This window comes from Arthrobacter sp. NEB 688, from assembly GCF_013201035.1.
Taxonomy (GTDB): Bacteria; Actinomycetota; Actinomycetes; order Actinomycetales; family Dermatophilaceae; genus Phycicoccus.
Genome location: NZ_CP053707.1, coordinates 1891423 through 1912558, shown reverse-complemented (window position 1 = coordinate 1912558; position 21136 = coordinate 1891423). Strand labels below are relative to the sequence as shown.

The following is a 21136-nucleotide window of genomic DNA, read 5'->3' as shown; positions in this document are numbered from 1 at the left end:
GTCACCGCGCGTTCGGGACCGCTCGGCGTGCGGCGACACGGGCACAACACCCACGTAATAGGCTGGGTGGAACACCCGCGACCGACACGTGACCAGCCCAGAAAGAGGCGCATAGCCCGTGGCCGAGCAGTCCCCGTCCAGCGACCCCCTGACCGCCTTCGGACCCAACGAGTGGCTGGTCGACGAGCTGTACGAGCAGTACCGCCGGGACAAGAACAGCGTCGACAAGGCGTGGTGGGGCTTCTTCGCCGACTACCAGCCCGGTGACGCCGCCCGCGGCAACGCCAACGGCGGGTCCGCCCCCGCCGGCAACGGTGCCCCCGCGGCCGCGCCGCGGGAGAAGGCCGCCGCGCCGAAGAGCCCGGCCCCCACGGCCCAGCAGCCGGCCGCGAAGCCCGCCGCGAAGGAGGCACCGGCCACGCCGGCCGCCGCCCCCGCGAAGGCCGAGCCCGCCGACGAGAAGCCGGCCGAGCCGAAGACCGCGCCGATGCCGCGCGAGCCCCAGGCCCCCAAGCAGACCGGCCCCCTCACCGAGTCGGCGCAGCAGCCGATCCGCGGCGCGAGCGCCCGGGTCGTCACGAACATGGAGGCCTCGCTCGAGGTCCCGACGGCCACGTCGGTGCGCGCCGTGCCGGCCAAGCTGCTCGTCGACAACCGCATCGTCATCAACAACCACCTCGCCCGCAGCCGCGGCGGCAAGGTGAGCTTCACCCACCTCATCGGCTACGCGCTCGTCAAGGCGCTCGGGGTCATGCCCGAGATGAACAACGGCTTCGGCCACGACGAGAAGGGCAAGCCGGTCCTCATCACGCCGGCCCACGTCAACCTCGGCCTCGCGATCGACATCGCCAAGCCCGACGGCACCCGCCAGCTCCTCGTGCCGTCGATCAAGGCCGCCGAGACGATGGACTTCGCGCACTTCTGGACCGCCTACGAGGACGTCGTCAAGAAGGCCCGCGGCGGCAAGCTCACGGTCGAGGACTTCCAGGGCACCTCGATCTCGCTGACCAACCCCGGCACCATCGGCACGGTGCACTCGGTGCCGCGCCTCATGCAGGGCCAGGGCACGATCATCGGCGTCGGCGCGATGGACTACCCCGCCGAGTGGCAGGGCGCGAGCGCCGAGACGCTCAACCGCAACGCCGTGAGCAAGATCCTCACCCTCACGAGCACCTACGACCACCGCATCATCCAGGGCGCGCAGTCCGGTGACTTCCTGCGCATCGTCAACGCGCTGCTCCTCGGCGAGCAGGGCTTCTACGACGAGATCTTCGAGAGCCTGCGCATCCCCTACGAGCCGGTCCGCTGGGTGCGCGACGTCTCCGCCGCCCACGACGACGACATCAACAAGGTCGCCCGCGTCCAGGAGCTCATCCACGCCTACCGCGTGCGCGGCCACCTCATGGCCGACACCGACCCGCTGGAGTACAAGCAGCGTCGCCACCCCGACCTCGACATCACCAACCACGGCCTGACGCTGTGGGACCTCGAGCGCGACTTCGCGACCGGTGGCTTCGGCGGCCAGCCGTTCCTCAAGCTGCGCAAGATCCTCGGCGTCCTGCGCGACTCCTACTGCCGCACCATCGGCGTCGAGTACATGCACATCCAGGACCCGGAGCAGCGCCGCTGGATCCAGGACAAGGTCGAGGTCGGCTACGCGAAGACCACCCGCGAGGAGCAGCTGCGCATCCTGCGTCGCCTCAACGCGGCGGAGGCCTTCGAGACCTTCCTCCAGACGAAGTTCGTCGGGCAGAAGCGCTTCTCGCTCGAGGGCGGCGAGTCCGTCATCGCCCTGCTCGACCGCGTCCTGTCGATGGCCGCCGAGGACGAGCTCGACGAGGTCTGCATCGGGATGCCGCACCGCGGGCGCCTCAACGTGCTGGCCAACATCGCCGGCAAGTCCTACGGGCAGATCTTCCGCGAGTTCGAGGGCAAGCAGGACCCGCGCTCGGTCCAGGGCTCCGGCGACGTCAAGTACCACCTCGGCACCGAGGGCGAGTTCACCGCCGAGTCCGGCGCGACGACGAAGGTCTACCTCGCGGCCAACCCGAGCCACCTCGAGGCCGTCAACCCCGTCCTCGAGGGCATCGTCCGGGCCAAGCAGGACCGCCTCGACCTCGCCGGCGAGGACTTCACCGTCCTGCCCGTCCTCATGCACGGCGACGCGGCCTTCGCCGGCCAGGGCGTCGTCGCCGAGACGCTCAACCTCAGCCAGCTGCGCGGCTACCGCACCGGCGGCACCGTGCACGTCGTCATCAACAACCAGGTCGGCTTCACGACCTCGCCGAGCAGCTCGCGCTCCTCGACGTACTCGACCGACGTCGCGCGGATGATCCAGGCCCCGATCTTCCACGTCAACGGCGACGACCCGGAGGCGTGCGTGCGCGTCGCCGAGCTCGCCTACGAGTTCCGCAAGGAGTTCCACAAGGACGTCGTCGTCGACATGGTGTGCTACCGCCGCCGTGGCCACAACGAGGGCGACGACCCCTCGATGACGCAGCCGCTCATGTACAACCTCATCGAGGCCAAGCGCAGCGTCCGCAAGCTCTACACCGAGGCGCTCATCGGCCGCGGCGACATCACCGTCGAGGACGCCGAGGCCGCGCTGCGCGACTACCAGCAGCAGCTGGAGCGGGTCTTCGTCGAGACCAAGGCGGCGCTGAAGTCCGCCGAGAAGGACGCCCGCGACGGCCGCAAGGCGGACGCCGGCTCGGGCCTGGAGCCCCCGGCGGCCCAGGCGCCGTTCGCGGACCGGACGACCCACTCGGCGACCGAGACCGCGATCAGCACCGAGCTGCTGCACCGCATCGGCGACTCCTTCGCCACGCCGCCGGACGGCTTCACCGTGCACCCGAAGCTGCGCCAGATGCTCGACAAGCGCACCCAGAGCACCCGCGACGGCGGGGTCGACTGGGGCACCGCCGAGCTGCTGGCCTTCGGCTCGCTCCTCATCGAGGGCACGCCGGTCCGGCTCGCCGGGCAGGACAGCCGCCGCGGGACCTTCGTCAGCCGGCACGCCGTGCTCATCGACAAGGAGAACGCGTCCGAGTGGACGCCGCTGCTCTACCTCGGCCAGGGCCAGGCGAAGTTCTGGGTCTACGACAGCCTCCTGTCGGAGTTCGCGGCGATGGGCTTCGAGTACGGCTACTCCGTCGAGCGGCCCGACGCGCTCGTCCTCTGGGAGGCGCAGTTCGGCGACTTCTTCAACGGCGCGCAGACGATCGTCGACGAGTTCATCAGCAGCTCGGAGCAGAAGTGGGGCCAGCGCTCCTCGGTCGTCCTCCTCCTCCCCCACGGCTACGAGGGCCAGGGCCCGGACCACTCCTCCGGCCGCATCGAGCGCTTCCTCACGATGTGCGCCGAGGGCAACATGACGGTCAGCTACCCCTCGACCCCCGCGTCGTACTTCCACCTGCTGCGCCGCCAGGCGTACGCCCGCCCGCGCAAGCCCCTCATCGTCTTCACCCCGAAGTCGATGCTCCGGCTCAAGGCGGCGGCCAGCGCGGCCGAGGACTTCACGACCGGCGGCTTCCGCCCGATCCTCCCCGACCGTCCGGGCGCGACCGAGGGCTCGGTCACCCGCGTCCTCCTCGCGGCGGGCAAGGTCGTCTACGACCTCGAGGCCGAGCGCACCAAGCGCGGCGACACCTCGACCGCGATCCTGCGGATGGAGCAGTACTACCCGCTCCCCGGCGCCGAGCTGACCCAGGCCCTCGCGCAGTATCCGGACGCCGAGGTCGTCGTCGTCCAGGACGAGCCGCAGAACATGGGCGCGTGGCCCTTCCTCGCGCTCAACCTGCCCGAGGAGCTCGCCGCCCACGGCGAGCACCGCCCGCTGCGGGTCGTGTCCCGCCCGCGGTCGGCGTCCCCGGCGGCGGGCTCGACGAAGCAGCACCAGGCGGAGCAGGCCGACCTCGTCGCCCGCGCCTTCGACCGGTGACGCGGCGCCGCCGGTAGGGTCGAGGACGTGTACTTCACCGACCGCGGCATCGAGGAGCTCCAGGCGCGGCGGGGGGACGAGGAGGTCACCCTCGACTGGCTGGCGGAGCAGCTGAGGACGTTCGTCGACCTCAACCCCGACTTCGAGGTGCCCGTGGAGAGGCTGGCCACCTGGCTGGCCCGACTGGACGACGAGGACGAGTGAGCGAGCACATGCCGGACGAGCAGGGCGGCCCCGGGGGCCAGGCCCCCATCGAGTTCCGCCCGAGCGCGGAGGCGGTGGTCGTCCCCGACGGCCCGCGCGACCTCGCGCTCGTCTTCCTCGGCTCCTCGCTCGTCGCGGGTGTCGGCGACCCCAAGGGCCAGGGCTGGGTGACCCGCGTCGTCGGGCGCACCCAGCACCCGGACCTCACGGTGAGCGCCTACAACCTCGGGGTGCGCGACGACACCTCCGGCGACCTGCTCGAGCGCTGGGCCGGCGAGGTGCCGCGGCGCTGGCGCGGGCGGTCCGAGCGTCGGCTCGTGCTCTCGCTCGGCACCGACGACATCCTGGCCGGCGTCTCGCTCGCGCGGCACCGGCTCAACCTCGCCAACCTCCTCGACGACGCCGCCTCCGCGGGGGTCGGCACGTTCGTCGTCAGCCCGCCGCCGACCGACGACGAGGAGCTGAACTCCCGGCTCGAGGTCCTCGTCGACGCGCAGGCCGACGTCTGCGGCCGACGCGGCGTGCCCTTCGTCGACTGCTACGCCCCGCTGCTCGGGCACGACCAGTGGCGCACCGACCTCGCCGCGTCCGGCGTGCCGCACCACCCCGGGCAGGCCGGCTACGGGCTCATCGCCTGGCTCGTCCTGCACAACGGGTGGACCGAGTGGCTCCAGATCGGCTGAACCGCACCGCGTCACCACGGTGACGACGCGGGTGCTCGGGTCCGGCAGGCGGCGCCTCAGACGGTGAAGACGACCTTGCCGGCGACGCGCCCCTCGACCATCCGGGCGAAGCCGTCGCGGGCGTCGGCGAGGGGCATGACCGAGTCGACGAGCGGCTCGATGCCGGAGTCGACCACGAAGCGGGCGAGACGCTCCAGCTCGTCGCGGGTGCCCATCGTCGAGCCGACGACGCGCAGCTGCTTGAAGAAGATCTTGGTCAGCTCCGCCTTCGAGGGGGCGTCGCCGGAGGTCGCCCCCGAGATGACGACGGTGCCGCCGGGGCGCAGGCTGTTGATGCTGTGCGACCAGGTGGCGGCGCCGACCGTCTCCATGACCGCGTCGACCCGCTCGGGCAGCCGGGCACCGCTCTCGAAGGCCTTGTCGGCCCCGAGCCAGACGGCCTGCTCCCCCTTCTCGGCGTCGCGCGAGGTGACCCACATCCGCAGCCCGGCCGCGGAGCCGAGCTGGACGAGCGCGGTGGCGACGCCGCCCGCGGCGCCCTGGACGAGCACCGTCGCGCCGGGCTGCACCGCGGCGTTGGTGAACAGCATCCGGTAGGCCGTGAGCCACGCGGTCGGCAGGCACGCGGCGTGCTCCCACGAGAGGTCCTCGGGCTTGGCGACGAGGTTGCGCGTGGGGACGGCGACGACCTCGGCGAGGGTGCCGTCGTGGACCTCGGAGAGCAGGCTGCGGCGGGGGTCGAGGGTCTCGTCGCCGCTCCAGCCCGGCGAGGCGACGACGGCGTGGACGAGCACCTCGTCGCCGTCCTCGGTCACGCCGGCGCCGTCGCAGCCGAGGACCATCGGGAGCCGGTCGGCGGGCAGGCCCACGCCGCGCAGCGACCAGACGTCGTGGTGGTTGAGGGCGGCCGTGCGCAGGCGGACCGTCGTCCAGCCCTCCGGTGCCTGCGGGTCGGGGCGCTCCCCCACCTCGAGGCCGCTCAGCGGGTCGTCGGCGGACTGGGACTTCGCGAAGGCGGCGAGCATGGAGCCGACCCTACCGAGGCTGCTCCGCGAACAGGGCGGGCGCCGCCCGGTGGAGTGCGTCACGCCAGTGCGGCAGCGGCTCGAGCCCGTGCTCGGCCCACATGTCGTGCGCGAGGACGCTGTACGGGGGGCGCGGCGCCGGAAGCGGGTAGGCGTCGGTGCCGATCGGCACGACCCGGTCGGGGTCCTGGCCGAGCTCCTCGAGCACGGCCCGCGCGAGCCCGAACCACGAGGTCTGACCGGCGCTGGTGCCGTGCCAGGTCCCGTACGGCGCACCGGCCTCGACGATGCGGGCGATGCCCTCGGCGAGGTCGACCGTCCACGTCGGCTGGCCGACCTGGTCGGCGACGAACCCGAAGGTCTCGCGCTCGCGCGCCAGCCGCGCGACGGTGGCGGGGATGCTGCGCCCGTGCGCGCCGTAGAGCCAGGCGGTCCGCACGACCCAGGCCCGGGGGCACTCGGCCCGCACGGCCCACTCCCCCGCGGCCTTCGTGCGTCCGTAGGCCGACGCCGGGGCGACGGGGGCGTCGGCCGGCCACGGCTGCGTGCCGTCGCCCGCGACGACGTAGTCGGTCGAGAGGTGCACGAGCGAGCCGCCCGCGGACGCCACCGCGCGGGCGAGGTTCGCCGCGCCCACGGCGTTGACCGCGAAGGCCCTCGCCTCGTCGGTCTCCGCGGCGTCGACCGCCGTGTACGCGGCGCAGTTGACGACGACGTCGACGCCCCGGACGGCCGCGGCGCACGAGCCCGGGTCGAGGATGTCGACGTCCGGCAGGTCGGCCCCGGAGACCTCGTGCCCGCGGGCCGTGAGGACCTCGACGAGGTCCGTGCCGAGCATCCCGGCGGCGCCGACGACGAGCCAGCGCGTCATCGGCGACCCAGCACCTGCTGGGTGCGGGCGTACCTCGCCTCGGTGGCCTCCTTCTGCGGGCGCCACCAGGCCTCGTTCGCGCGGTACCAGTCGATGGTCGCGGCGAGCCCGTCGCGGAAGGACGCGTAGTGCGGCGACCACCCGAGCTCCGTGCGCAGCCGGGTCGCGTCGATGGCGTAGCGCAGGTCGTGGCCCGCCCGGTCGGTCACCTGGTCGAAGCCGTCCGGGTCCTCGCCCATGAGCTCGAGGACGAGCCGGACGACCTCGAGGTTGCCGACCTCGCCGTCGGCGCCCACGAGGTAGGTCTCGCCGGCCTCACCCCGGTCGACGACCGCCCACACCGCGTCGTTGTGGTCGTCGACGTGGATCCAGTCGCGGACGTTGAGCCCCGCGCCGTAGAGCTTGGGCCGCACCCCGTCGATGACGTTCGTGATCTGGCGCGGGATGAACTTCTCGACGTGCTGGCGCGGACCGTAGTTGTTCGAGCAGTTCGAGATCGTCGCGCGCAGGCCGAAGGAGCGCACCCACGCACGGACGAGGAGGTCCGAGCCCGCCTTGGTCGCGCTGTACGGGGAGCTGGGGTTGTACGGCGTGCGCTCGGTGAAGCGCTCGGGGTCGTCGAGCTCGAGGTCCCCGTACACCTCGTCGGTCGAGACGTGGTGGTAGCGGACCCCGTGGGCGCGCACCGCCTCGAGGAGCGTGAAGGTCCCGACGACGTTGGTCCGCACGAACGGGCCGGGATCGAGCAGCGAGTTGTCGTTGTGCGACTCGGCCGCGAAGTGCACGACGACGTCGGCCTCCCGCACGAGCCGGTCGACGAGCCCCGCGTCGGCGACGTCCCCCTCGACGAACCGGACCCGGTCGAGCACCCCGTCGAGCGAGGTCGTGGAGCCCGCGTAGGTCAGCGCGTCGAGCACCGTGACGTCGGTGTCGGGCCGCGTCTGCAGCGTGCGGTGCACGAAGTTGCTGCCGATGAAGCCGGCGCCCCCGGTGACGAGTGCCTTCATGCGCGACAGGCTACTTGTCGGTGGTGGAGGGCCGTGGTGGATAGGGTCCCTGCCATGAAGGGCATCGTCCTGGCCGGGGGTTCCGGCACCCGCCTGCACCCCATCACGCTCGGGGTGTCCAAGCAGCTGATGCCCGTCTACGACAAGCCGATGGTCTACTACCCGCTGTCGACGCTCATGATGGCCGGCATCCGCGAGGTGCTCGTCATCACGACCCCCGAGGACGTCGACCAGTTCCGGCGCCTGCTCGGCGACGGGTCGCGCTGGGGCATCTCGCTGGAGTACGCCGTGCAGCCCCGACCGGAGGGCCTCGCGCAGGCGTTCGTCATCGGCGCGGACTTCATCGGCACCGAGCCGGTCGCGCTCGTCCTCGGCGACAACGTCTTCCACGGCACCGGACTGGGCCGCGCGCTGCGCGAGCTCACCGACGTCCGCGGCGGCCACATCTTCGCCTACCACGTGAGCAACCCCGAGGCCTACGGGGTCGTCGAGTTCGGCGACGACGGCACGGTCCTCTCGATCGAGGAGAAGCCCGAGCACCCGCTGAGCAGCTACGCCGTGCCGGGCCTGTACTTCTACGACAACGACGTCGTCGAGATCGCGCGCTCGCTGACCCCGAGCGCGCGCGGCGAGCTCGAGATCACCGCGGTGAACGACGCCTACCTGCGGCGCGGCGACCTCACCGTCACCGTCCTCCCGCGCGGGACGGCGTGGCTCGACACCGGCACCTTCGAGGGCCTGATGGACGCCGGGCAGTACGTCCACGTGGTCGAGGCCCGCCAGGGGCACAAGGTCGGCTGCGTCGAGGAGATCGCCTGGCGCGCGGGCTGGATCACCGACGAGCAGCTCGCGGCGCTCGGCGACGAGCTCGTCCGGTCCGGGTACGGCGGCTACCTCCACGCGTGCCTCGCGCGTGGCAAGGACGCCCGCTGATGGAGGTCACGCCGCTCGGGATCGAGGGAGCGTTCGTCGTCACGCCCCGCCAGCACCGCGACGACCGGGGACTGTTCCTCGAGTCCTTCCGCGGCGACGTCCTCGCCGAGCACCTCGGCCACCGCCCGGACGTCGTGCAGACGAACGTGTCGGTGTCCTCGCGGGGCACGGTGCGCGGCATCCACCTCGCGGACGTGCCACCGGGGCAGGCGAAGTACGTCACGGTCCTCTCCGGAGCGCTCCTCGACGTCGTCGTCGACCTGCGCACGGGCTCACCCACCTTCGGCCGGTGGGAGTCCGTCCGCCTCGACACGGAGGACCGCCGGGCGGTCTACCTCTCCGAGGGGCTGGGGCACGGCTTCTGCGCCCTCGAGGACGACACGACCGCCGTGTACCTGTGCACCGCGGCGTACGACCCGGCGGCCGAGCACCGCGTGAACCCGCTCGACCCGGACCTCGGGATCGACTGGCCGCTCGGCCCGACGCCCCTGCTCTCCCGCGAGGACGCGAGCGCCCCACGCCTGGCGGAGGCGGTGGACTCGGGCCGGCTGCCGACGTGGGACGCCTGCCGGGCGCACGCCGCCGACCTCGCCCGCCGCGCGCGCTGAGCGCGGCGGGCCGGCCGCGGTCGCTCAGCCCCGGCCGCGCTCCCGCGCCGTCCGGGTGGGCGCCAGCCGGCGCACGGCCTCGGCCACCGCGTCGGCGACCCCCGGCTCGAACACCGACGGCACGATCCGGTCGGCGGTCGGCTCGGGGACCATGTCGGCGATGGCGCGGGCCGCGGCCAGCTTCATCGCCTCCGTGATCCGGCTCGCGCCGGCGTCGAGCGCCCCGCGGAAGATGCCGGGGAAGGCGAGGACGTTGTTGATCTGGTTCGGGAAGTCCGAGCGGCCGGTCGCGACGACCGCGGCGTGCCGGTGCGCGACGTCCGGGTGCACCTCGGGCGTGGGGTTCGCGAGGGCGAAGACGATCGCGTCCGGCGCCATCGCCGCGACCTGCTCCTCGGGCACCGTGCCCCCGGAGACTCCGACGTAGCAGTCGGCGCCCTCGAGCGCCGTCCCGAGCGAGCCGGTGAGGCCGCGCGGGTTCGTCGACAGGGCGAGCCGCTGCTTGTGCTCCGAGAGGTCCTGGCGCCCGGCGTGGACGATCCCGCGCGAGTCGCAGACGACCACGTCGCGCACCCCGGCGCGCTGGAGGAGGCGGGTCACCGCCACCCCCGCCGCACCGGCCCCGGCCACGACGACCCGCAGGTCCTCGAGGCGCCGGTCGAGCACGCGGACCGCGTTGTGCAGGCCGGCGAGCACGACGATCGCCGTGCCGTGCTGGTCGTCGTGGAAGACGGGGATGTCGAGGCGCTCCTTGAGCTGCTCCTCGATCTCGAAGCAGCGCGGCGCCGAGATGTCCTCGAGGTTGATGCCGCCGTAGCTCGGCGCGATGCGGGCGATCGCCTCGACGAGCTCCTCGACGGTGCCGGTCTCCATGACGACGGGCACGGCGTCGATGCCGGCGAAGTGCTTGAACAGCACCGCCTTGCCCTCCATGACCGGCATCGCCCCGAGCGGCCCGATGTCACCGAGCCCGAGGACGGCGGTGCCGTCGCTGATGACGGCCACCGTGTTGCCGCGGGCCGTGTAGCGCGTCGAGAGCGTCGGGTCGGCGGCGATGGCGAGGGACACCTCCGCCACGCCCGGCGTGTACAGGAGCGAGAGGTCGTCGCGACCGCGCAGCGGCTGCGTGGCGTGTACCCCCAGCTTCCCGCCCTCGTGAGCGCGGAAGACCGGGCTCTCCGGGTCGAAGGACGGCAGGACGGGGGACGCGGACACGATGGCTCCTCGGGAGGGAGGCGGGACGCACGCGAGCGGACAGCGTGCGGGAGAGGGGTGCTGCGGCCCGCAGGGATGGGTGCGTCTGCGGGGGTCGCGCACGGCGGGGGTGTCCGCCGGAGGGCACTCATCATGGCACAGCGGCCTCCTGCGGCCGAGGGTTCGGCGTGTGACGCACGTCGCGGTGCGGGGTCCCGGACACGCCCGGATAGTTACCCGGGCGTGACGCACGTCGCACGCTCCGGTGGCAGGATCACCTGCACACCCTCTCGGCCGGGCCCCCACACGGGGTCAGGCACCCGTGAAAGGACCAGCATGCTCCGCACCCGTGCGATCGCCGTCGCCGCTCTCGCCACGACCGCCCTCGCCCTCTCGGCCTGTGGCTCCGACTCGCTCTCGACGGGCGGCAGCACCACGTCGGCCCCGGCGGGCTCCTCGGCGCCGGCCCCCAGCGTCGACCCGGCGCTGGCCGCCAAGCTCCCCGAGAAGATCAAGAGCGCGGGCAAGGTCGTCATCGGCACCGACGCCACCTACCAGCCGAACGAGTACCTCGACTCCGACGGCCAGACGGTCATCGGGATGGACGTCGACCTCTTCGACGCGGTCATGGCGAAGTTCGGCGTCAAGACCGAGTGGCAGCCCTCGGCCTTCGACTCGATCATCCTCGGCGTGCAGAGCGGCAAGTACGACGTCGGCGTCTCCAGCTTCACGGTCAACGCCGAGCGCGAGCAGCAGGCGACGATGGTCAGCTACTTCAGCGCCGGCACGCAGTGGGTCACCCAGAAGGGCAACCCGAAGAAGGTCGACCCGGACAACGCGTGCGGCCTCAACGTCGCCGTCCAGAAGGGCACCGTCCAGGCCGACACCGACCTGCCGGCCCGCGACAAGGCATGCACCGACGCCGGCAAGCCCGCCATCAACGCCCTCGTCGACGGCGACCAGGCGAAGGTCACCGCGATGGTGCAGTCCGGCAAGGCCGACGCCATGCTCGTCGACCTGCCCCCGGCCATCGCCGCGGTCGACGCGACCGGTGGCACGCTCGAGCTCCTCGGCGAGCAGTACGACTCGGCTCCCTACGGCTACGTCCTCCCGAAGGACCAGACCGAGTTCGGCGCGGCCATCGTCGAGGCCCTCAAGCAGCTCGAGGCCGACGGCACCTACAAGGACATCCTCACGAAGTGGAAGACCGACGGCGGCGCGATCACCGACTTCGCGGTCAACCCCTCCGTCGGCTGACCATGACCGACACCACCGCCGACCGGCCGGGCGCGATCGACGCCCGGCCGGTCCGGCACCCCGGACGCTGGGTCGCGGTCGCCGTCATCGGGGTCCTCGTCGCGATGCTCGTCAACTCGTTCGTCACCAACGAGCGCTGGGACTGGGCCTACACGTTCCAGATCATGCAGCAGAAGTCGGTGGTCAACGGGCTGTGGATGGGCACCATCCTCGGCACGGTCATCGCGATGGCCATCGGCGTCCTCCTCGGTGTCCTCCTGGCGATCATGCGGATGTCGGAGAACCCCGTCCTGCGCGGCGTGGCCTTCGCCTACACGTGGTTCTTCCGCGCGATCCCCCGCTACGTGCTCCTGTCGCTCTTCGCGGTCGGGTTCGGCTACCTGTACCTCAACAAGTTCGACGTCGGGATCCCGTTCTCCAGCATCCACTTCGCGACGATCGACTACAGCGCGTGGTCGAGCACGGTCCTCATCGGCGGCATCGCCCTCGGCCTCTCGGAGGCCGCCTACATGGCCGAGATCGCGCGCGCCGGCATCCTGTCGGTCGACCGCGGGCAGGCCGAGGCGGCCCAGGCCCTCGGCATGGCGCCCGGCAGGACGATGCGCCGCATCGTGCTCCCCCAGGCGATGCGCGTCATCGTGCCGCCGACCGGCAACGAGACGATCGCGATGGTCAAGGACACCTCGCTCTTCATCGCGGCCAACATCACGATCGAGCTCTACTACCAGGCGACGTTCTTCGGCTCCCGCGCCTTCAAGATCATGCCCGGCCTCATGGCCGCGACGCTCTGGTACCTCATCGTCTGCACCATCCTCATGGTCGGCCAGTCCTGGCTCGAGCGGTACTTCGGCCGCGGCTACGGCCCGACCCCGAAGGCCACGAAGCAGAAGTTCACCGAGATCGGAGCCGACCACTGATGCCCGCCGCCTCGGACGCCCCCCTCGTCCACGCCGTCAACGTCACCAAGTCCTTCCACGGCAACGAGGTGCTCAAGGGCATCGACCTCGACGTGCGCGCCGGCGAGGTCGTGGTGCTCCTCGGCCCCTCCGGGTCCGGCAAGACGACCTTCCTGCGCTGCATCAACCAGCTCGAGACCATCGACGGCGGGCGGATCTGGGTCGACGGCGACCTCATGGGCTACGACGACCGCGGCGGCACCCTCTACCGCCTGACCGAGAAGCGGATCGCCGCCCAGCGCCGCGACATCGGGATGTGCTTCCAGCGCTTCAACCTCTTCCCGCACAAGACGGTCCTCGAGAACGTCGTCGAGGCGCCGATGCAGGTCAAGGGCGAGGACCGCCGCACCGCGGAGGCCCGCGCGCACGAGCTCCTCGAGCAGGTCGGGCTGCAGGACAAGCCGTCCGCGTACCCGAGCCAGCTCTCCGGCGGCCAGCAGCAGCGCGTGGCCATCGCTCGTGCGCTCGCGATGGAGCCCAAGCTCATGCTCTTCGACGAGCCGACCTCGGCGCTGGACCCCGAGCTCGTCGGCGAGGTCCTCAAGGTGATGCGCGACCTCGCCCGCAAGGGCATGACGATGATCGTCGTCACCCACGAGATGGGCTTCGCCCGCGAGGTAGCCGATCGTGTCGTCTTCATGGACGGCGGCGTCGTCGTCGAGGAGGGCCCCCCGAGCCAGGTCATCGGCAACCCGCAGCACGGGCGCACCCGCGCCTTCCTCTCCCGGATGCGCCAGGAGGAGGAGGCCCACGCCCAGGCGGTCACCGAGGCGGTCACCGCCGGGGTCGCCGCGCTCGGCGACGTCCCGCAGGAGCCGTGAGGCCGGCGCTCGTCCGCGTCCGCGGGCGCTCGATGCTCCCGACCTACCGCGACGGTGACGTCCTCCTCGTGCTGCGGGGGCTGCGCCCGCGGCCCGGCCGCGCCCACGTCGTGCGCCTGCCGCCGGACGCCGACGGGCGACCGCGCCCGCTCGCGGTCAAGCGCCTGACCGGCCCCGACCCGGACGCCCCGCAGCGCTGGTGGGTGGACTCGGACAACCCGGCCGAGGGGGTCACGTCCTTCGACGTCGGATCCCTCGCCGGCGACGACGTCCTCGCGGTGGTGGCCGGGTTGGTGTGGCGCCCCCTGGGGTAGGTTGAGGACGACCGCGCGTCCCCCATTCTGATCAGGAGTGACCCACATGCTGTCCCTGTTCCGCGTCACCGAGGTCTCGGCCCACTGCGACCTGCCGTGCGGCGTCTACGACCCCGCCCAGGCCCGCATCGAGGCCGAGTCGATCAAGGCGATCATCGCCAAGGTCGCCGACAACGACGACCCCGACTTCCGCACCCGCGCCATCCTCATCAAGGAGCAGCGCTCGGAGCTCGTCAAGCACCACCTCTGGGTGCTGTGGACCGACTACTTCAAGGCCCCGCACTTCGAGAAGTACCCCCAGCTGCACACCCTCTTCAACGAGGCCACCAAGCTGGCCGGCGCCTCCGGTACCAAGGGCGAGCTCGACGCGGCGAAGGCCGACGAGCTGCTCGCCAAGATCGACGAGATCGCGACGATCTTCGCGGAGACCAAGAAGGCCTGAGCCTCCTGCCTCCCGTCGACGGCGGGTGCCCCTCCCGGGGCACCCGCCGTCGTCACGTCCGGGGGGTGCTCAGAGGCCGGGGACGGTGACGACGTAGACCTCGCCGGCGCCCTCGAGGTCGACCGGACCCTCGGTGTGCGGGAGGAAGGCCGACCCGGTGTCGCCGAGCTCGAGCTCGCCGGCGGCGGAGCGCAGGAGGACCCGCCCCCGCAGGCAGAACACCAGCCGCGGCCCGTCCCCGCCGGGCAGGCGGCGGCCGGGCCGGACCCGGTGCAGGAGGAAGCGGTCGGAGGCGCCGGGGTAGACCTCGACGCCGTCGGCCAGCGCCACCCCGCGCCCGGCGACGCCGTCGGCGGCCGGGTCGACGATGCGCAGCAGCTCGGCGACGTTGACCTCCTTGGAGGTGAGCCCGGCCCGGACGACGTTGTCGGAGTTGGCGAGCACCTCGATGCCGAGCCCGTGCACGTACGAGTGGAGGACCCCGGCGGCGACGTCGATGTACTCCCCCGGCCGCAGCACGCGGTGGTGCATGAGGAGGAGGACGACGAGGCCGATGTCGTCCGGGTGCTCCTCGGCGCGGGCGACGACGGCCGCCGCAGCGGTGCCGATCTCGTCCTCGTCCTCGGACATCCGCAGGCAGGCGGCGACGACCTCGCGCGTCAGCGACGGGACCTCGACCGGCGGCGTCGCGAGGACCCCGGCGAGGACGGCGTGGCACGGGTCCTCGGCGCCGCGCGCGGCCTCGACGGCCCGCGAGAACCCGGGCACGGCGAGCCGGCGGGCGATCTCGGCGACCTCGTCCGCCGAGCGCATCCCGACGAAGATCTCGAACGGGGCGACGGCGAGGAGCAGCTCGGGCTTGGCCGAGTCGTCGACGTACACCGCGTCGCCGGTCAGGGCCCGCAGCTGGGAAGCCTGCGCGGCGCTCGGGTGGACCTGGATCGAGATGGCGCGCCCCGGGGCGAGGACCTTGAGCAGGAACGGCAGCCGCGCGCCGTGCCGCTGCACGCAGGCGTCCCCGAGCTCGCGCACCGGGTCGGCGGCGACGACGGACGCCAGGTCCGGGGCTCCCTCGCGGTCGGTGCCGGCGGGACCGCTCTCGTGCGCGCCCATCCACAGCTCGGACTCGGGCAGCGGCGTGGGGATCGAGCGGCCCTGGAGGCTCGCGATGGCGACGTGGGAGCCCCACGCGTCGTTGAAGACGACAGGGGTGAGGCGGTCCACGGGGTCCTTCGGGTCGGCGCTGCCGGCGCGGCGGCGGGATCGGTCGACTCTACCGGGCGCCGCCCCGGCGCTCGCCGACCCGCCCCACGGCGCCGTCCTCGACGATGCGGGTCAGGGCGTCGACGACGTCGGGGTCGTACTCGTAGCCGAGGCCGAGGTGGATGCGCTCCATCGCCGCGTCGACCAGCGCGGGGTCGACCGAGCCCCCGGTGAGGTCGTCGTACGCGTTGGCGCACTTGATGATCCGGCTCGCCATCGGCACGTCCTCGCCGAGCTCGCGGACCATCCGGTAGGGGATGGTCTGCCCCTCGACGTAGTCCGCGACGTCCTCGAAGATCTCGGCCCGGCGGATGATGCGGCCGCCCTCGAGCGCGATCGAGCGCTGGTCGGCCGGTGCGGCGAGCACCGTCGCGCCGTCCGGGATGGGGTCGAGGAGCGAGATCTGGCCGAGGTCGTGCAACAGCGCGGCGAACTCGAGGTCGCGCAGCTGGCGCTCCCCCAGCCCGAGCACCCGCCCGACCCGGACCGAGGTCTGGGCCACCCGCTCGGCGTGGTGCTCCGGGGTGTACCCGCCGTGCTCGGTGAGGTGCGACAGCGTCGCGATGAGCTGGCGGTTGGTCGCGCGGTTGCGGATGTACTGGCGCACGGCCGTGTAGGCCATCGCGAGCGGGAAGAGGGCCAGCGGCAGCGCGAGCAGGCCGAGGACGGGGGCCATGAGGGCCACCATCGGGCCGGTCACGACGACGGCGAGCGTGAGCGGTGCGGCCTCGCCCAGCTCGTCGCGCACGGCGGCCGACCACGGCGTGCGCTGCCGCTCCGCCCGGGCCGCCGCGACGAGGACGAGCTCGGTGCACAGGCCGACGGCGGCCACGAGCCCCATGACGAGGGCCACGACGGCCCGGGGCACCGTGGGGTCGACCTGCGCCTGCCAGAGGGTGGGGTCGCCCCAGTCACGGGTGAGGAAGGCCGCCACCGCGACGCCGACGACGCGCGCCGCGAGGACCGGGGTCCCCGCGGGCCGCTGCCGCAGCCGCCGGTAGCCCGCGGCGAGGAGCAGCCCCGCCGCGACGACGAGGACGACGAGCCCGGCCTGGACGTCGAAGCGCGGCTCCCCGAAGACCGGCCCGAGGAAGACCGCGCTCATCGCGGCGGCCGACGACAGGGGCGCGGTCTCGCGGCCGCTCGGCATCCGGATCCGGGCCAGCTCGCCGAGGGCCACGCAGGCCACGACGACGAGCAGGGTCTCGCCGTGGGTCGCGAGCAGCGTCGGCAGCTCCCACCCCGCCGCGAGCAGCCCCCGCAGCACGGCCAGCGCCCCGAGGAGGAGGACGACGGTGGCCGCCGCGTGGGCGGGGCGGCGCACGAGCGGCCTCACCGGCGCCCACCGCCGTCGCCCCGGCGGGTGAGCGCGTGGTCGAGGGCACGGGAGATCTCCGGGTCCACCACCGCGGCGAGCACGATCTCGCGGGCTCGGGTCGGCGCCTCGAGGTGGCCCCCGGGCACACCGACCTGCGTCAGGACGTCGTAGGCGTCGGCCACGCCGACGATCCGCGCGAGGAGCGTCGCCTCGTCGGTGCTCCCGAGGGCGGCCCGGTGCCGCCGGATGGGGTCCAGGGCGCCGTGGAGGAAGTGGAGGTCGTCGAGCATCGCGGCTCCCCGTTCCGGGTACTCCAGGTCGACGCTCGCGCCGGTGAGGTCGATGCCCCGCGCGGTCCGAGTGGGCAGGCTGGTCTGACCGAGGTCGTGGAGCATCCCGGCGACCCGGGTGTCGGCGACCTGCTGGGGCCGCAGGCCGAGGTGCTCGGCCATGTGGGCGCTCAGCTCGGCGACCCGCGCGCTGTGACCGCTCAGGTGCGGCACCTTGGCCTCGAGGGCGGCGACGAGCACCTCGAGCGCCCGGCGCTGGCCCTCGAGCTCCTCGGCGTGCTGGCGGTAGGCCCACTGCGCGACCACGAGCGGTGCGAGGGCGATGACCGCCGCCGCGGGACCGAGACCCGCGGGCTTCCAGAGGACGACCATGATGAGGGCGATCGCGGTGTACCCGATGTGGGCCAGACCGGTGCCTCGCGCCACGGCGAGCGCCTGGGGACGCATGGGGATCCCCTCGGCCACGCGCATCACCCCGACGACGGCGAGGAGGTTCGTCACCGCCTGCGCCAGGTCGGCGAGGAGGAGGGGGACCGCCAGGCCGACGACGATGGCGCCCACGTCCCGCAGGCTGTCGGGGTCGGTCGTGCCCCCGACGACGAGGAAGACGATCCCGCCGACGACACCGTGCAGCGAGAACTGGGCCGTGTTGAAGATGCGGTTGCGCAGCGGGGCCTTCTTGTACTGGATGGCGCCCAGCAGCGCACCGATGACCGCGACGCCGGCCGGACCGACGATGGCCTGACCGGCCACGAGGATCACGCCCGACAGGGAGACCCGGACGCGGCCCTCGACGACGGCGTCGGGCAGCAGCACCTGCAGCACGGCGAACAGGAGGAAGACGAGGAGGGCCACGGGGTCGGGCAGCCCGTACCGCAGGCCCGACCAGACCCCGAGCGCGACGGCGAGAGCCGCGACCGCCGCGATGTACGCGGCGGTCGCGGCCCTCGTGGACCGACGCTCCCGAGGCGCTTCGCTCATCGGCGCCGCCCCGGAGCGCTCGAGGTCACCAGCTCCAGGAGCCCTTCGAGACCATGACGGTCTGCTGCGAACCGTCGGTCGGCGCCGCGGACGCGGTCCCCGTGGCGGTGATCGTGGCGAGAGCAGCGAGGAGCGCGGCGGCGGCGAGAGTACGGAACGTGCGCATGATGAGTCCTTCCAGAGGGTGGATGTCGAGGCCCTGGCTCTCCGGGGCGGCCGCGACAAGCGGAATTCTTTCACGGGCGGTGGTGTGCGACAATCGCAACGGACAGATCGCCCGCGCGTGTCGTCGCGCTGGGCACCACACGGACGAGGAGTCACCATGAGCAAGCGCGCCCGCAAGCGCCGCTCGCGCAAGGGCAACAAGGCCAACCACGGCCGCAAGCCCAACGCCTGAGCCGCCGCACGTGGAAGGGCCCGGAGTGCATCGCACTCCGGGCCCTTCGCCGTGCCGGGGGTCAGTCCTCGTGCTCGACGCGGACGACGGTGAGGCGCTGGAGGACCTGCATCCGCACCGCGGCCGGCGTCTCGGACTCGGTGCAGGAGCGCTTGACGACGGCCTTGACCGCGGCGTCGAGGTCGTGCTCGGCGAGGCACGGACGGCACTCCGCGAGGTGGGTCGCCACCCGCTTGACGTCCTCGGGGCTCATCTCGCCGTCGAGGTACTCGTAGATGTGGTGGAGGACCTCCGAGCAGTCGGCGTGGCCCTGGTGGTCGGCGTGCTGGTGTCCCATCACTCCACCTCCGCCCCGACGAGGCCGCGCTCGCGGGCGTACCCCGTGAGCAGCGCGCGCAGCTGGCGGCGCCCGCGGTGCAGGCGCGACATGACGGTGCCGATCGGCGTCCCCATGATCTCGGCGATCTCCTTGTACGCGAAGCCCTCGACGTCGGCGAGGTAGACGGCGAGCCGGAAGTCCTCGGGGAGCTCCTGGAGCGCCCGGGTCACCTGGGTGTCGGGCAGGTGCTCCAGCGCCGCGGCCTCGGCCGACTTCAGGCCGGCGGAGGTGTGCGACTCGGCCCGGGCCAGCTGGTAGTCCTCGACCTCGGCGGCGTCGGACTGTTGGGGCTCGCGCTGCTTCTTGCGGTAGGTGTTGATGTAGGTGTTGGTGAGGATGCGGTACATCCACGCCTTGAGGTTGGTGCCCGGCCGGTACTGGTGGAAGGCGGCGTAGGCCTTCGCGTAGGTCTCCTGGAGGAGGTCCTCGGCGTCGGCCGGGTTGCGGGTGGTCCGCATGGCGGCCGCGTACAGCTGGTCCATGAGGGGCATGGCCTCGCGCTCGAAGCGGGCCTGCCGCTCCTGCGGGGTCTCGGTCGCGAGGTCGACCTCCTGCGAGGTCTCCTCGAGGGGTGTCTGGGGGGTGCTCATCGCCTCCCAGCCTATCCGGGCCCGGGGGCGGGTCGAGGTGTCGAGGACGAACACGGGTGGAGCCTCCGGTCGGGGACGATGCTGACGGTTGCAGGAACGCCGTGCGGCGCGGAGTCATTCCGCCGCCGCCTCCGCCCCGCCGCCACCGGCGGGCTCATCCCCCGAGCGTCCCGAGGGCGGTCAGCGCCGCGGCCGCCACGGCCCGGGCGGAGCGCTCGAGCGAGTGCGGCCCGGCGACCTCGGCGAGGGACGCGCCCGCCGGCAGGACGGCCCGCACCTCCGCCGGGGTGCCGAACGGGTCGGTCGAGCCCTGGACGACGTGGACGGCGAGGCCGGCGGACGCCGGCCGGGCGAGCTCCTCGGCCCGCGAGCGCTCCGGGCGCCCCGGCGGGTGCAGGGGGAAGGAGAGCGCCAGCACCGCGGCGGCCCCGACGTCGGCGGCCGTGCGGCACGCAACGCGCGCCCCGGCGCTGCGGCCGCCCACGACGAGCACGCCGCCGGGCGCGAGGTCGGCGAGGACGGCGGCCCAGGCGAGGTCGAGCGTCGCGGGGGCCGGCCCGATGCGCTTGCCCGCCACCCGCCAGGGCTGGTCGACGAGCGCGACCCGCCACCCGTCCGCCACCGCGGCGTCGCGGACGGCGGTCACGTCGTCGGTCCACCGCAGCCCCCCGGCGCCGTGGCCGAGGACCAAGGTCCCGACGTCCGCACCGGGCGGCTCGGTGGTCGTGCTCCGGGCCGGGCCGGCGGGCGTCGCGTGCAGCCGCTCGCTCACGCCCCGGTCCCGCCGACGACCTCACCCGTCATCGGGTCGACCACCCCGACGAGCTCCTCGAGCGGGGCCGGCTCGAGGAGCGCCGGGCCGTTGGACCGGCTGCTGCTGACGGCGCGCGAGACCGGGTGGGCCGTGAAGCGACCGGGCGCCCGCGGGAGCAGGAGGTCCGCGACGTCCGCGGCGGGGACGCGGGGGTCCAGCCAGCGCGCCCACTCCCCCGGTTCGAGCACGACCGGCTGGCGGTCGTGGATGCGGTCCAGGCCGGGCTCGGCGGCGCCGGTCAGGACCGTGAACGTGCTCAGCCAGGCGAGCGGGTCGCCCGGGTCGGTGACGGCCGGGTCCCGCCAGAGCTCGTAGAGGCCCGCCATCGCGACGCTCCCGCCGTCGGCGCGCGAGGTGAAGAACGGCTGCTTGCGCGGCTTCCCCTTGGCGTCCGTCGCGGTCGGCGAGGCCTGCCACTCGTACCAGCCCCGGGCGGGGACGAGGCAGCGGCGGGCGGCGAGCGCGCGGGCGAACGCGGGCTTCTGCGCGACCGACTCGACGCGGGCGTTGATCATCCGGACCCCGCCCTTGACGTCCTTCGACCAGCTGGGCACCAGTCCCCACGTGAGGAGGCGCAGCTGGCGGCGGGCGGCGGCGTCGCGGTCCTCGCGCGGGGGGCGGCTCAGGACGACCGGGGCCTGCTTGGTCGGCGCCACGTTGTGGTCCGGCGTCCCCGGTGGTGGCTGCTGCGGGTTGACGAGCACGCTGCGCCCGGGCTCGCCGGTCCGGTCCTCCTCGACCTCGAACTCGAGGACGAGCTCGTCGGGGTTCGCCGTCGCCGCGTAGCGCCCACACATGGTGCTCAGGCTACGCAGCGGCAGCCCGAGCAACTACGGTAGGCCGGGAGGT

General features: G+C 73.2%; 23 protein-coding genes. 11 read left to right on the top strand and 12 right to left on the bottom strand.

The genetic code is table 11. From position 1 onward, the window contains the following. Nucleotides 1–118: 118 nt before the first annotated feature. Genes HL663_RS09055 through HL663_RS09045 form a run of 3 tightly spaced genes read left to right on the top strand, consistent with a single transcriptional unit; the run spans nucleotide 119 to nucleotide 4827 of the window. Nucleotides 119–3940 carry a multifunctional oxoglutarate decarboxylase/oxoglutarate dehydrogenase thiamine pyrophosphate-binding subunit/dihydrolipoyllysine-residue succinyltransferase subunit gene (locus HL663_RS09055; protein ID WP_173028084.1) on the top strand — a complete coding sequence of 1274 codons (3822 nt, stop codon included), beginning with the start codon at nucleotides 119–121 and terminating at the stop codon, nucleotides 3938–3940. Between the two features lie 27 nt (nucleotides 3941–3967). Beyond that, nucleotides 3968–4144: a DUF6104 family protein gene (locus HL663_RS09050; protein WP_169742049.1), complete on the top strand. Its 177-nt coding sequence runs from the start codon at nucleotides 3968–3970 to the stop codon at nucleotides 4142–4144. Between the two features lie 8 nt (nucleotides 4145–4152). Next, nucleotides 4153–4827, top strand: a complete 675-nt coding sequence (locus HL663_RS09045) for a GDSL-type esterase/lipase family protein (protein WP_173030085.1) — start codon at nucleotides 4153–4155, stop codon at nucleotides 4825–4827. 56 nt (nucleotides 4828–4883) lie between these two features. Here the strand turns inward: HL663_RS09045 and HL663_RS09040 are convergent, their stop codons facing one another. Genes HL663_RS09040 through rfbB form a run of 3 tightly spaced genes read right to left on the bottom strand, consistent with a single transcriptional unit; the run spans nucleotide 4884 to nucleotide 7730 of the window. Further along, nucleotides 4884–5852: a zinc-binding dehydrogenase gene (locus HL663_RS09040; RefSeq protein WP_173028083.1), complete on the bottom strand. Its 969-nt coding sequence runs from the start codon at nucleotides 5850–5852 to the stop codon at nucleotides 4884–4886. A 10-nt stretch (nucleotides 5853–5862) separates the two neighbouring features. Further along, nucleotides 5863–6723, bottom strand: a complete 861-nt coding sequence (gene rfbD, locus HL663_RS09035) for a dTDP-4-dehydrorhamnose reductase (RefSeq protein ID WP_173028082.1) — start codon at nucleotides 6721–6723, stop codon at nucleotides 5863–5865. Further along, nucleotides 6720–7730 (bottom strand): dTDP-glucose 4,6-dehydratase, encoded by a 1011-nt coding sequence (gene rfbB, locus HL663_RS09030; RefSeq protein WP_173028081.1) that lies wholly within the window; start codon nucleotides 7728–7730, stop codon nucleotides 6720–6722. The genes rfbD and rfbB overlap by 4 nt, the downstream gene beginning before the upstream one ends. Nucleotides 7731–7784: 54 nt before the next feature. Between rfbB and rfbA the strand changes: the two genes are divergently transcribed. Next, a complete protein-coding gene (gene rfbA / locus HL663_RS09025) occupies nucleotides 7785–8663 on the top strand; it encodes a glucose-1-phosphate thymidylyltransferase RfbA (protein ID WP_173028080.1) in 879 nt (292 codons plus the stop codon). Continuing rightward, nucleotides 8663–9271, top strand: coding sequence for a dTDP-4-dehydrorhamnose 3,5-epimerase (gene rfbC / locus HL663_RS09020; protein ID WP_173028079.1), 609 nt, complete (start codon nucleotides 8663–8665; stop codon nucleotides 9269–9271). The genes rfbA and rfbC overlap by 1 nt, the downstream gene beginning before the upstream one ends. A gap of 24 nt (nucleotides 9272–9295) precedes the next feature. On the opposite strand, the gene HL663_RS09015 is transcribed toward rfbC, so the two are convergent. Then, entirely contained in the window at nucleotides 9296–10486 is a 1191-nt protein-coding gene (locus tag HL663_RS09015) for an NAD(P)-dependent malic enzyme (RefSeq protein ID WP_173028077.1), read from the bottom strand. A gap of 315 nt (nucleotides 10487–10801) precedes the next feature. Between HL663_RS09015 and HL663_RS09010 the strand changes: the two genes are divergently transcribed. The 5 genes from HL663_RS09010 to sodN are packed head-to-tail and all read left to right on the top strand — an operon-like array spanning nucleotide 10802 to nucleotide 14255. Next, a complete protein-coding gene (locus HL663_RS09010) occupies nucleotides 10802–11722 on the top strand; it encodes an ABC transporter substrate-binding protein (RefSeq protein WP_173028075.1) in 921 nt (306 codons plus the stop codon). A gap of 2 nt (nucleotides 11723–11724) precedes the next feature. Then, nucleotides 11725–12639: an amino acid ABC transporter permease gene (locus HL663_RS09005; RefSeq protein WP_173028073.1), complete on the top strand. Its 915-nt coding sequence runs from the start codon at nucleotides 11725–11727 to the stop codon at nucleotides 12637–12639. Further along, nucleotides 12639–13499, top strand: a complete 861-nt coding sequence (locus tag HL663_RS09000; protein ID WP_173028071.1) for an amino acid ABC transporter ATP-binding protein — start codon at nucleotides 12639–12641, stop codon at nucleotides 13497–13499. Before HL663_RS09005 ends, HL663_RS09000 begins: the two co-directional genes overlap by 1 nt. Continuing rightward, nucleotides 13496–13813: a S24 family peptidase gene (locus HL663_RS08995; RefSeq protein ID WP_216842707.1), complete on the top strand. Its 318-nt coding sequence runs from the start codon at nucleotides 13496–13498 to the stop codon at nucleotides 13811–13813. Before HL663_RS09000 ends, HL663_RS08995 begins: the two co-directional genes overlap by 4 nt. A 46-nt stretch (nucleotides 13814–13859) precedes the next feature. Further along, the gene (gene sodN / locus HL663_RS08990) at nucleotides 13860–14255 is read left to right on the top strand and encodes a superoxide dismutase, Ni (protein ID WP_030527756.1); all 396 of its coding nucleotides are present in this window, start codon (nucleotides 13860–13862) and stop codon (nucleotides 14253–14255) included. 69 nt (nucleotides 14256–14324) lie between these two features. On the opposite strand, the gene manA is transcribed toward sodN, so the two are convergent. From manA to HL663_RS08970, 4 genes are read right to left on the bottom strand one after another with little or no spacing between them, the layout of a single operon-like run. Then, nucleotides 14325–15479: a mannose-6-phosphate isomerase, class I gene (gene manA / locus HL663_RS08985; RefSeq protein WP_173028069.1), complete on the bottom strand. Its 1155-nt coding sequence runs from the start codon at nucleotides 15477–15479 to the stop codon at nucleotides 14325–14327. A 49-nt stretch (nucleotides 15480–15528) separates the two neighbouring features. Beyond that, a complete protein-coding gene (locus HL663_RS08980; protein WP_173028067.1) occupies nucleotides 15529–16854 on the bottom strand; it encodes an HD-GYP domain-containing protein in 1326 nt (441 codons plus the stop codon). After that, entirely contained in the window at nucleotides 16851–18107 is a 1257-nt protein-coding gene (locus HL663_RS08975) for an HD-GYP domain-containing protein (RefSeq protein WP_173028065.1), read from the bottom strand. Before HL663_RS08975 ends, HL663_RS08980 begins: the two co-directional genes overlap by 4 nt. 25 nt (nucleotides 18108–18132) lie before the next feature. After that, nucleotides 18133–18273, bottom strand: coding sequence for a hypothetical protein (locus HL663_RS08970; protein WP_173028063.1), 141 nt, complete (start codon nucleotides 18271–18273; stop codon nucleotides 18133–18135). Nucleotides 18274–18429: 156 nt separating this feature from the next. Between HL663_RS08970 and HL663_RS19510 the strand changes: the two genes are divergently transcribed. Continuing rightward, the gene (locus tag HL663_RS19510; protein ID WP_009775747.1) at nucleotides 18430–18504 is read left to right on the top strand and encodes a 50S ribosomal protein bL37; all 75 of its coding nucleotides are present in this window, start codon (nucleotides 18430–18432) and stop codon (nucleotides 18502–18504) included. Between the two features lie 61 nt (nucleotides 18505–18565). Here HL663_RS19510 and rsrA read toward each other — a convergent pair whose 3' ends face one another. The 4 genes from rsrA to HL663_RS08950 all read right to left on the bottom strand — a co-directional run bounded on the left by rsrA (nucleotide 18566) and on the right by HL663_RS08950 (nucleotide 21084). Beyond that, on the bottom strand, nucleotides 18566–18841 hold the full coding sequence (gene rsrA, locus HL663_RS08965) for a mycothiol system anti-sigma-R factor (RefSeq protein WP_173028061.1): 276 nt from the start codon (nucleotides 18839–18841) through the stop codon (nucleotides 18566–18568). Then, nucleotides 18841–19473 carry a sigma-70 family RNA polymerase sigma factor gene (locus HL663_RS08960; RefSeq protein WP_173028059.1) on the bottom strand — a complete coding sequence of 211 codons (633 nt, stop codon included), beginning with the start codon at nucleotides 19471–19473 and terminating at the stop codon, nucleotides 18841–18843. Before HL663_RS08960 ends, rsrA begins: the two co-directional genes overlap by 1 nt. Before the next feature lie 154 nt (nucleotides 19474–19627). Beyond that, nucleotides 19628–20245: an alpha/beta hydrolase family protein gene (locus HL663_RS08955; RefSeq protein WP_173028058.1), complete on the bottom strand. Its 618-nt coding sequence runs from the start codon at nucleotides 20243–20245 to the stop codon at nucleotides 19628–19630. After that, a complete protein-coding gene (locus HL663_RS08950) occupies nucleotides 20242–21084 on the bottom strand; it encodes an SOS response-associated peptidase (protein ID WP_173028056.1) in 843 nt (280 codons plus the stop codon). Before HL663_RS08950 ends, HL663_RS08955 begins: the two co-directional genes overlap by 4 nt. Nucleotides 21085–21136: the final 52 nt, after the last annotated feature.

Excerpts from the sequence above, each read along its gene's own strand:
- HL663_RS09045 (WP_173030085.1), top strand. The coding sequence starts at position 4,153 with ATGCCGGACGAGCAGGGCGGCCCCGGGGGCCAGGCCCCCATCGAGTTC.
- HL663_RS09040 (WP_173028083.1), bottom strand. The coding sequence starts at position 5,852 with ATGCTCGCCGCCTTCGCGAAGTCCCAGTCCGCCGACGACCCGCTGAGC.
- rfbD (WP_173028082.1), bottom strand. The coding sequence starts at position 6,723 with ATGACGCGCTGGCTCGTCGTCGGCGCCGCCGGGATGCTCGGCACGGAC.
- rfbB (WP_173028081.1), bottom strand. The coding sequence starts at position 7,730 with ATGAAGGCACTCGTCACCGGGGGCGCCGGCTTCATCGGCAGCAACTTC.
- rfbA (WP_173028080.1), top strand. The coding sequence starts at position 7,785 with ATGAAGGGCATCGTCCTGGCCGGGGGTTCCGGCACCCGCCTGCACCCC.
- rfbC (WP_173028079.1), top strand. The coding sequence starts at position 8,663 with ATGGAGGTCACGCCGCTCGGGATCGAGGGAGCGTTCGTCGTCACGCCC.
- HL663_RS09010 (WP_173028075.1), top strand. The coding sequence starts at position 10,802 with ATGCTCCGCACCCGTGCGATCGCCGTCGCCGCTCTCGCCACGACCGCC.
- HL663_RS09005 (WP_173028073.1), top strand. The coding sequence starts at position 11,725 with ATGACCGACACCACCGCCGACCGGCCGGGCGCGATCGACGCCCGGCCG.
- HL663_RS09000 (WP_173028071.1), top strand. The coding sequence starts at position 12,639 with ATGCCCGCCGCCTCGGACGCCCCCCTCGTCCACGCCGTCAACGTCACC.
- sodN (WP_030527756.1), top strand. The coding sequence starts at position 13,860 with ATGCTGTCCCTGTTCCGCGTCACCGAGGTCTCGGCCCACTGCGACCTG.
- HL663_RS08975 (WP_173028065.1), bottom strand. The coding sequence starts at position 18,107 with ATGAGCGAAGCGCCTCGGGAGCGTCGGTCCACGAGGGCCGCGACCGCC.
- HL663_RS08970 (WP_173028063.1), bottom strand. The coding sequence starts at position 18,273 with ATGCGCACGTTCCGTACTCTCGCCGCCGCCGCGCTCCTCGCTGCTCTC.
- rsrA (WP_173028061.1), bottom strand. The coding sequence starts at position 18,841 with ATGGGACACCAGCACGCCGACCACCAGGGCCACGCCGACTGCTCGGAG.
- HL663_RS08960 (WP_173028059.1), bottom strand. The coding sequence starts at position 19,473 with ATGAGCACCCCCCAGACACCCCTCGAGGAGACCTCGCAGGAGGTCGAC.
- HL663_RS08950 (WP_173028056.1), bottom strand. The coding sequence starts at position 21,084 with ATGTGTGGGCGCTACGCGGCGACGGCGAACCCCGACGAGCTCGTCCTC.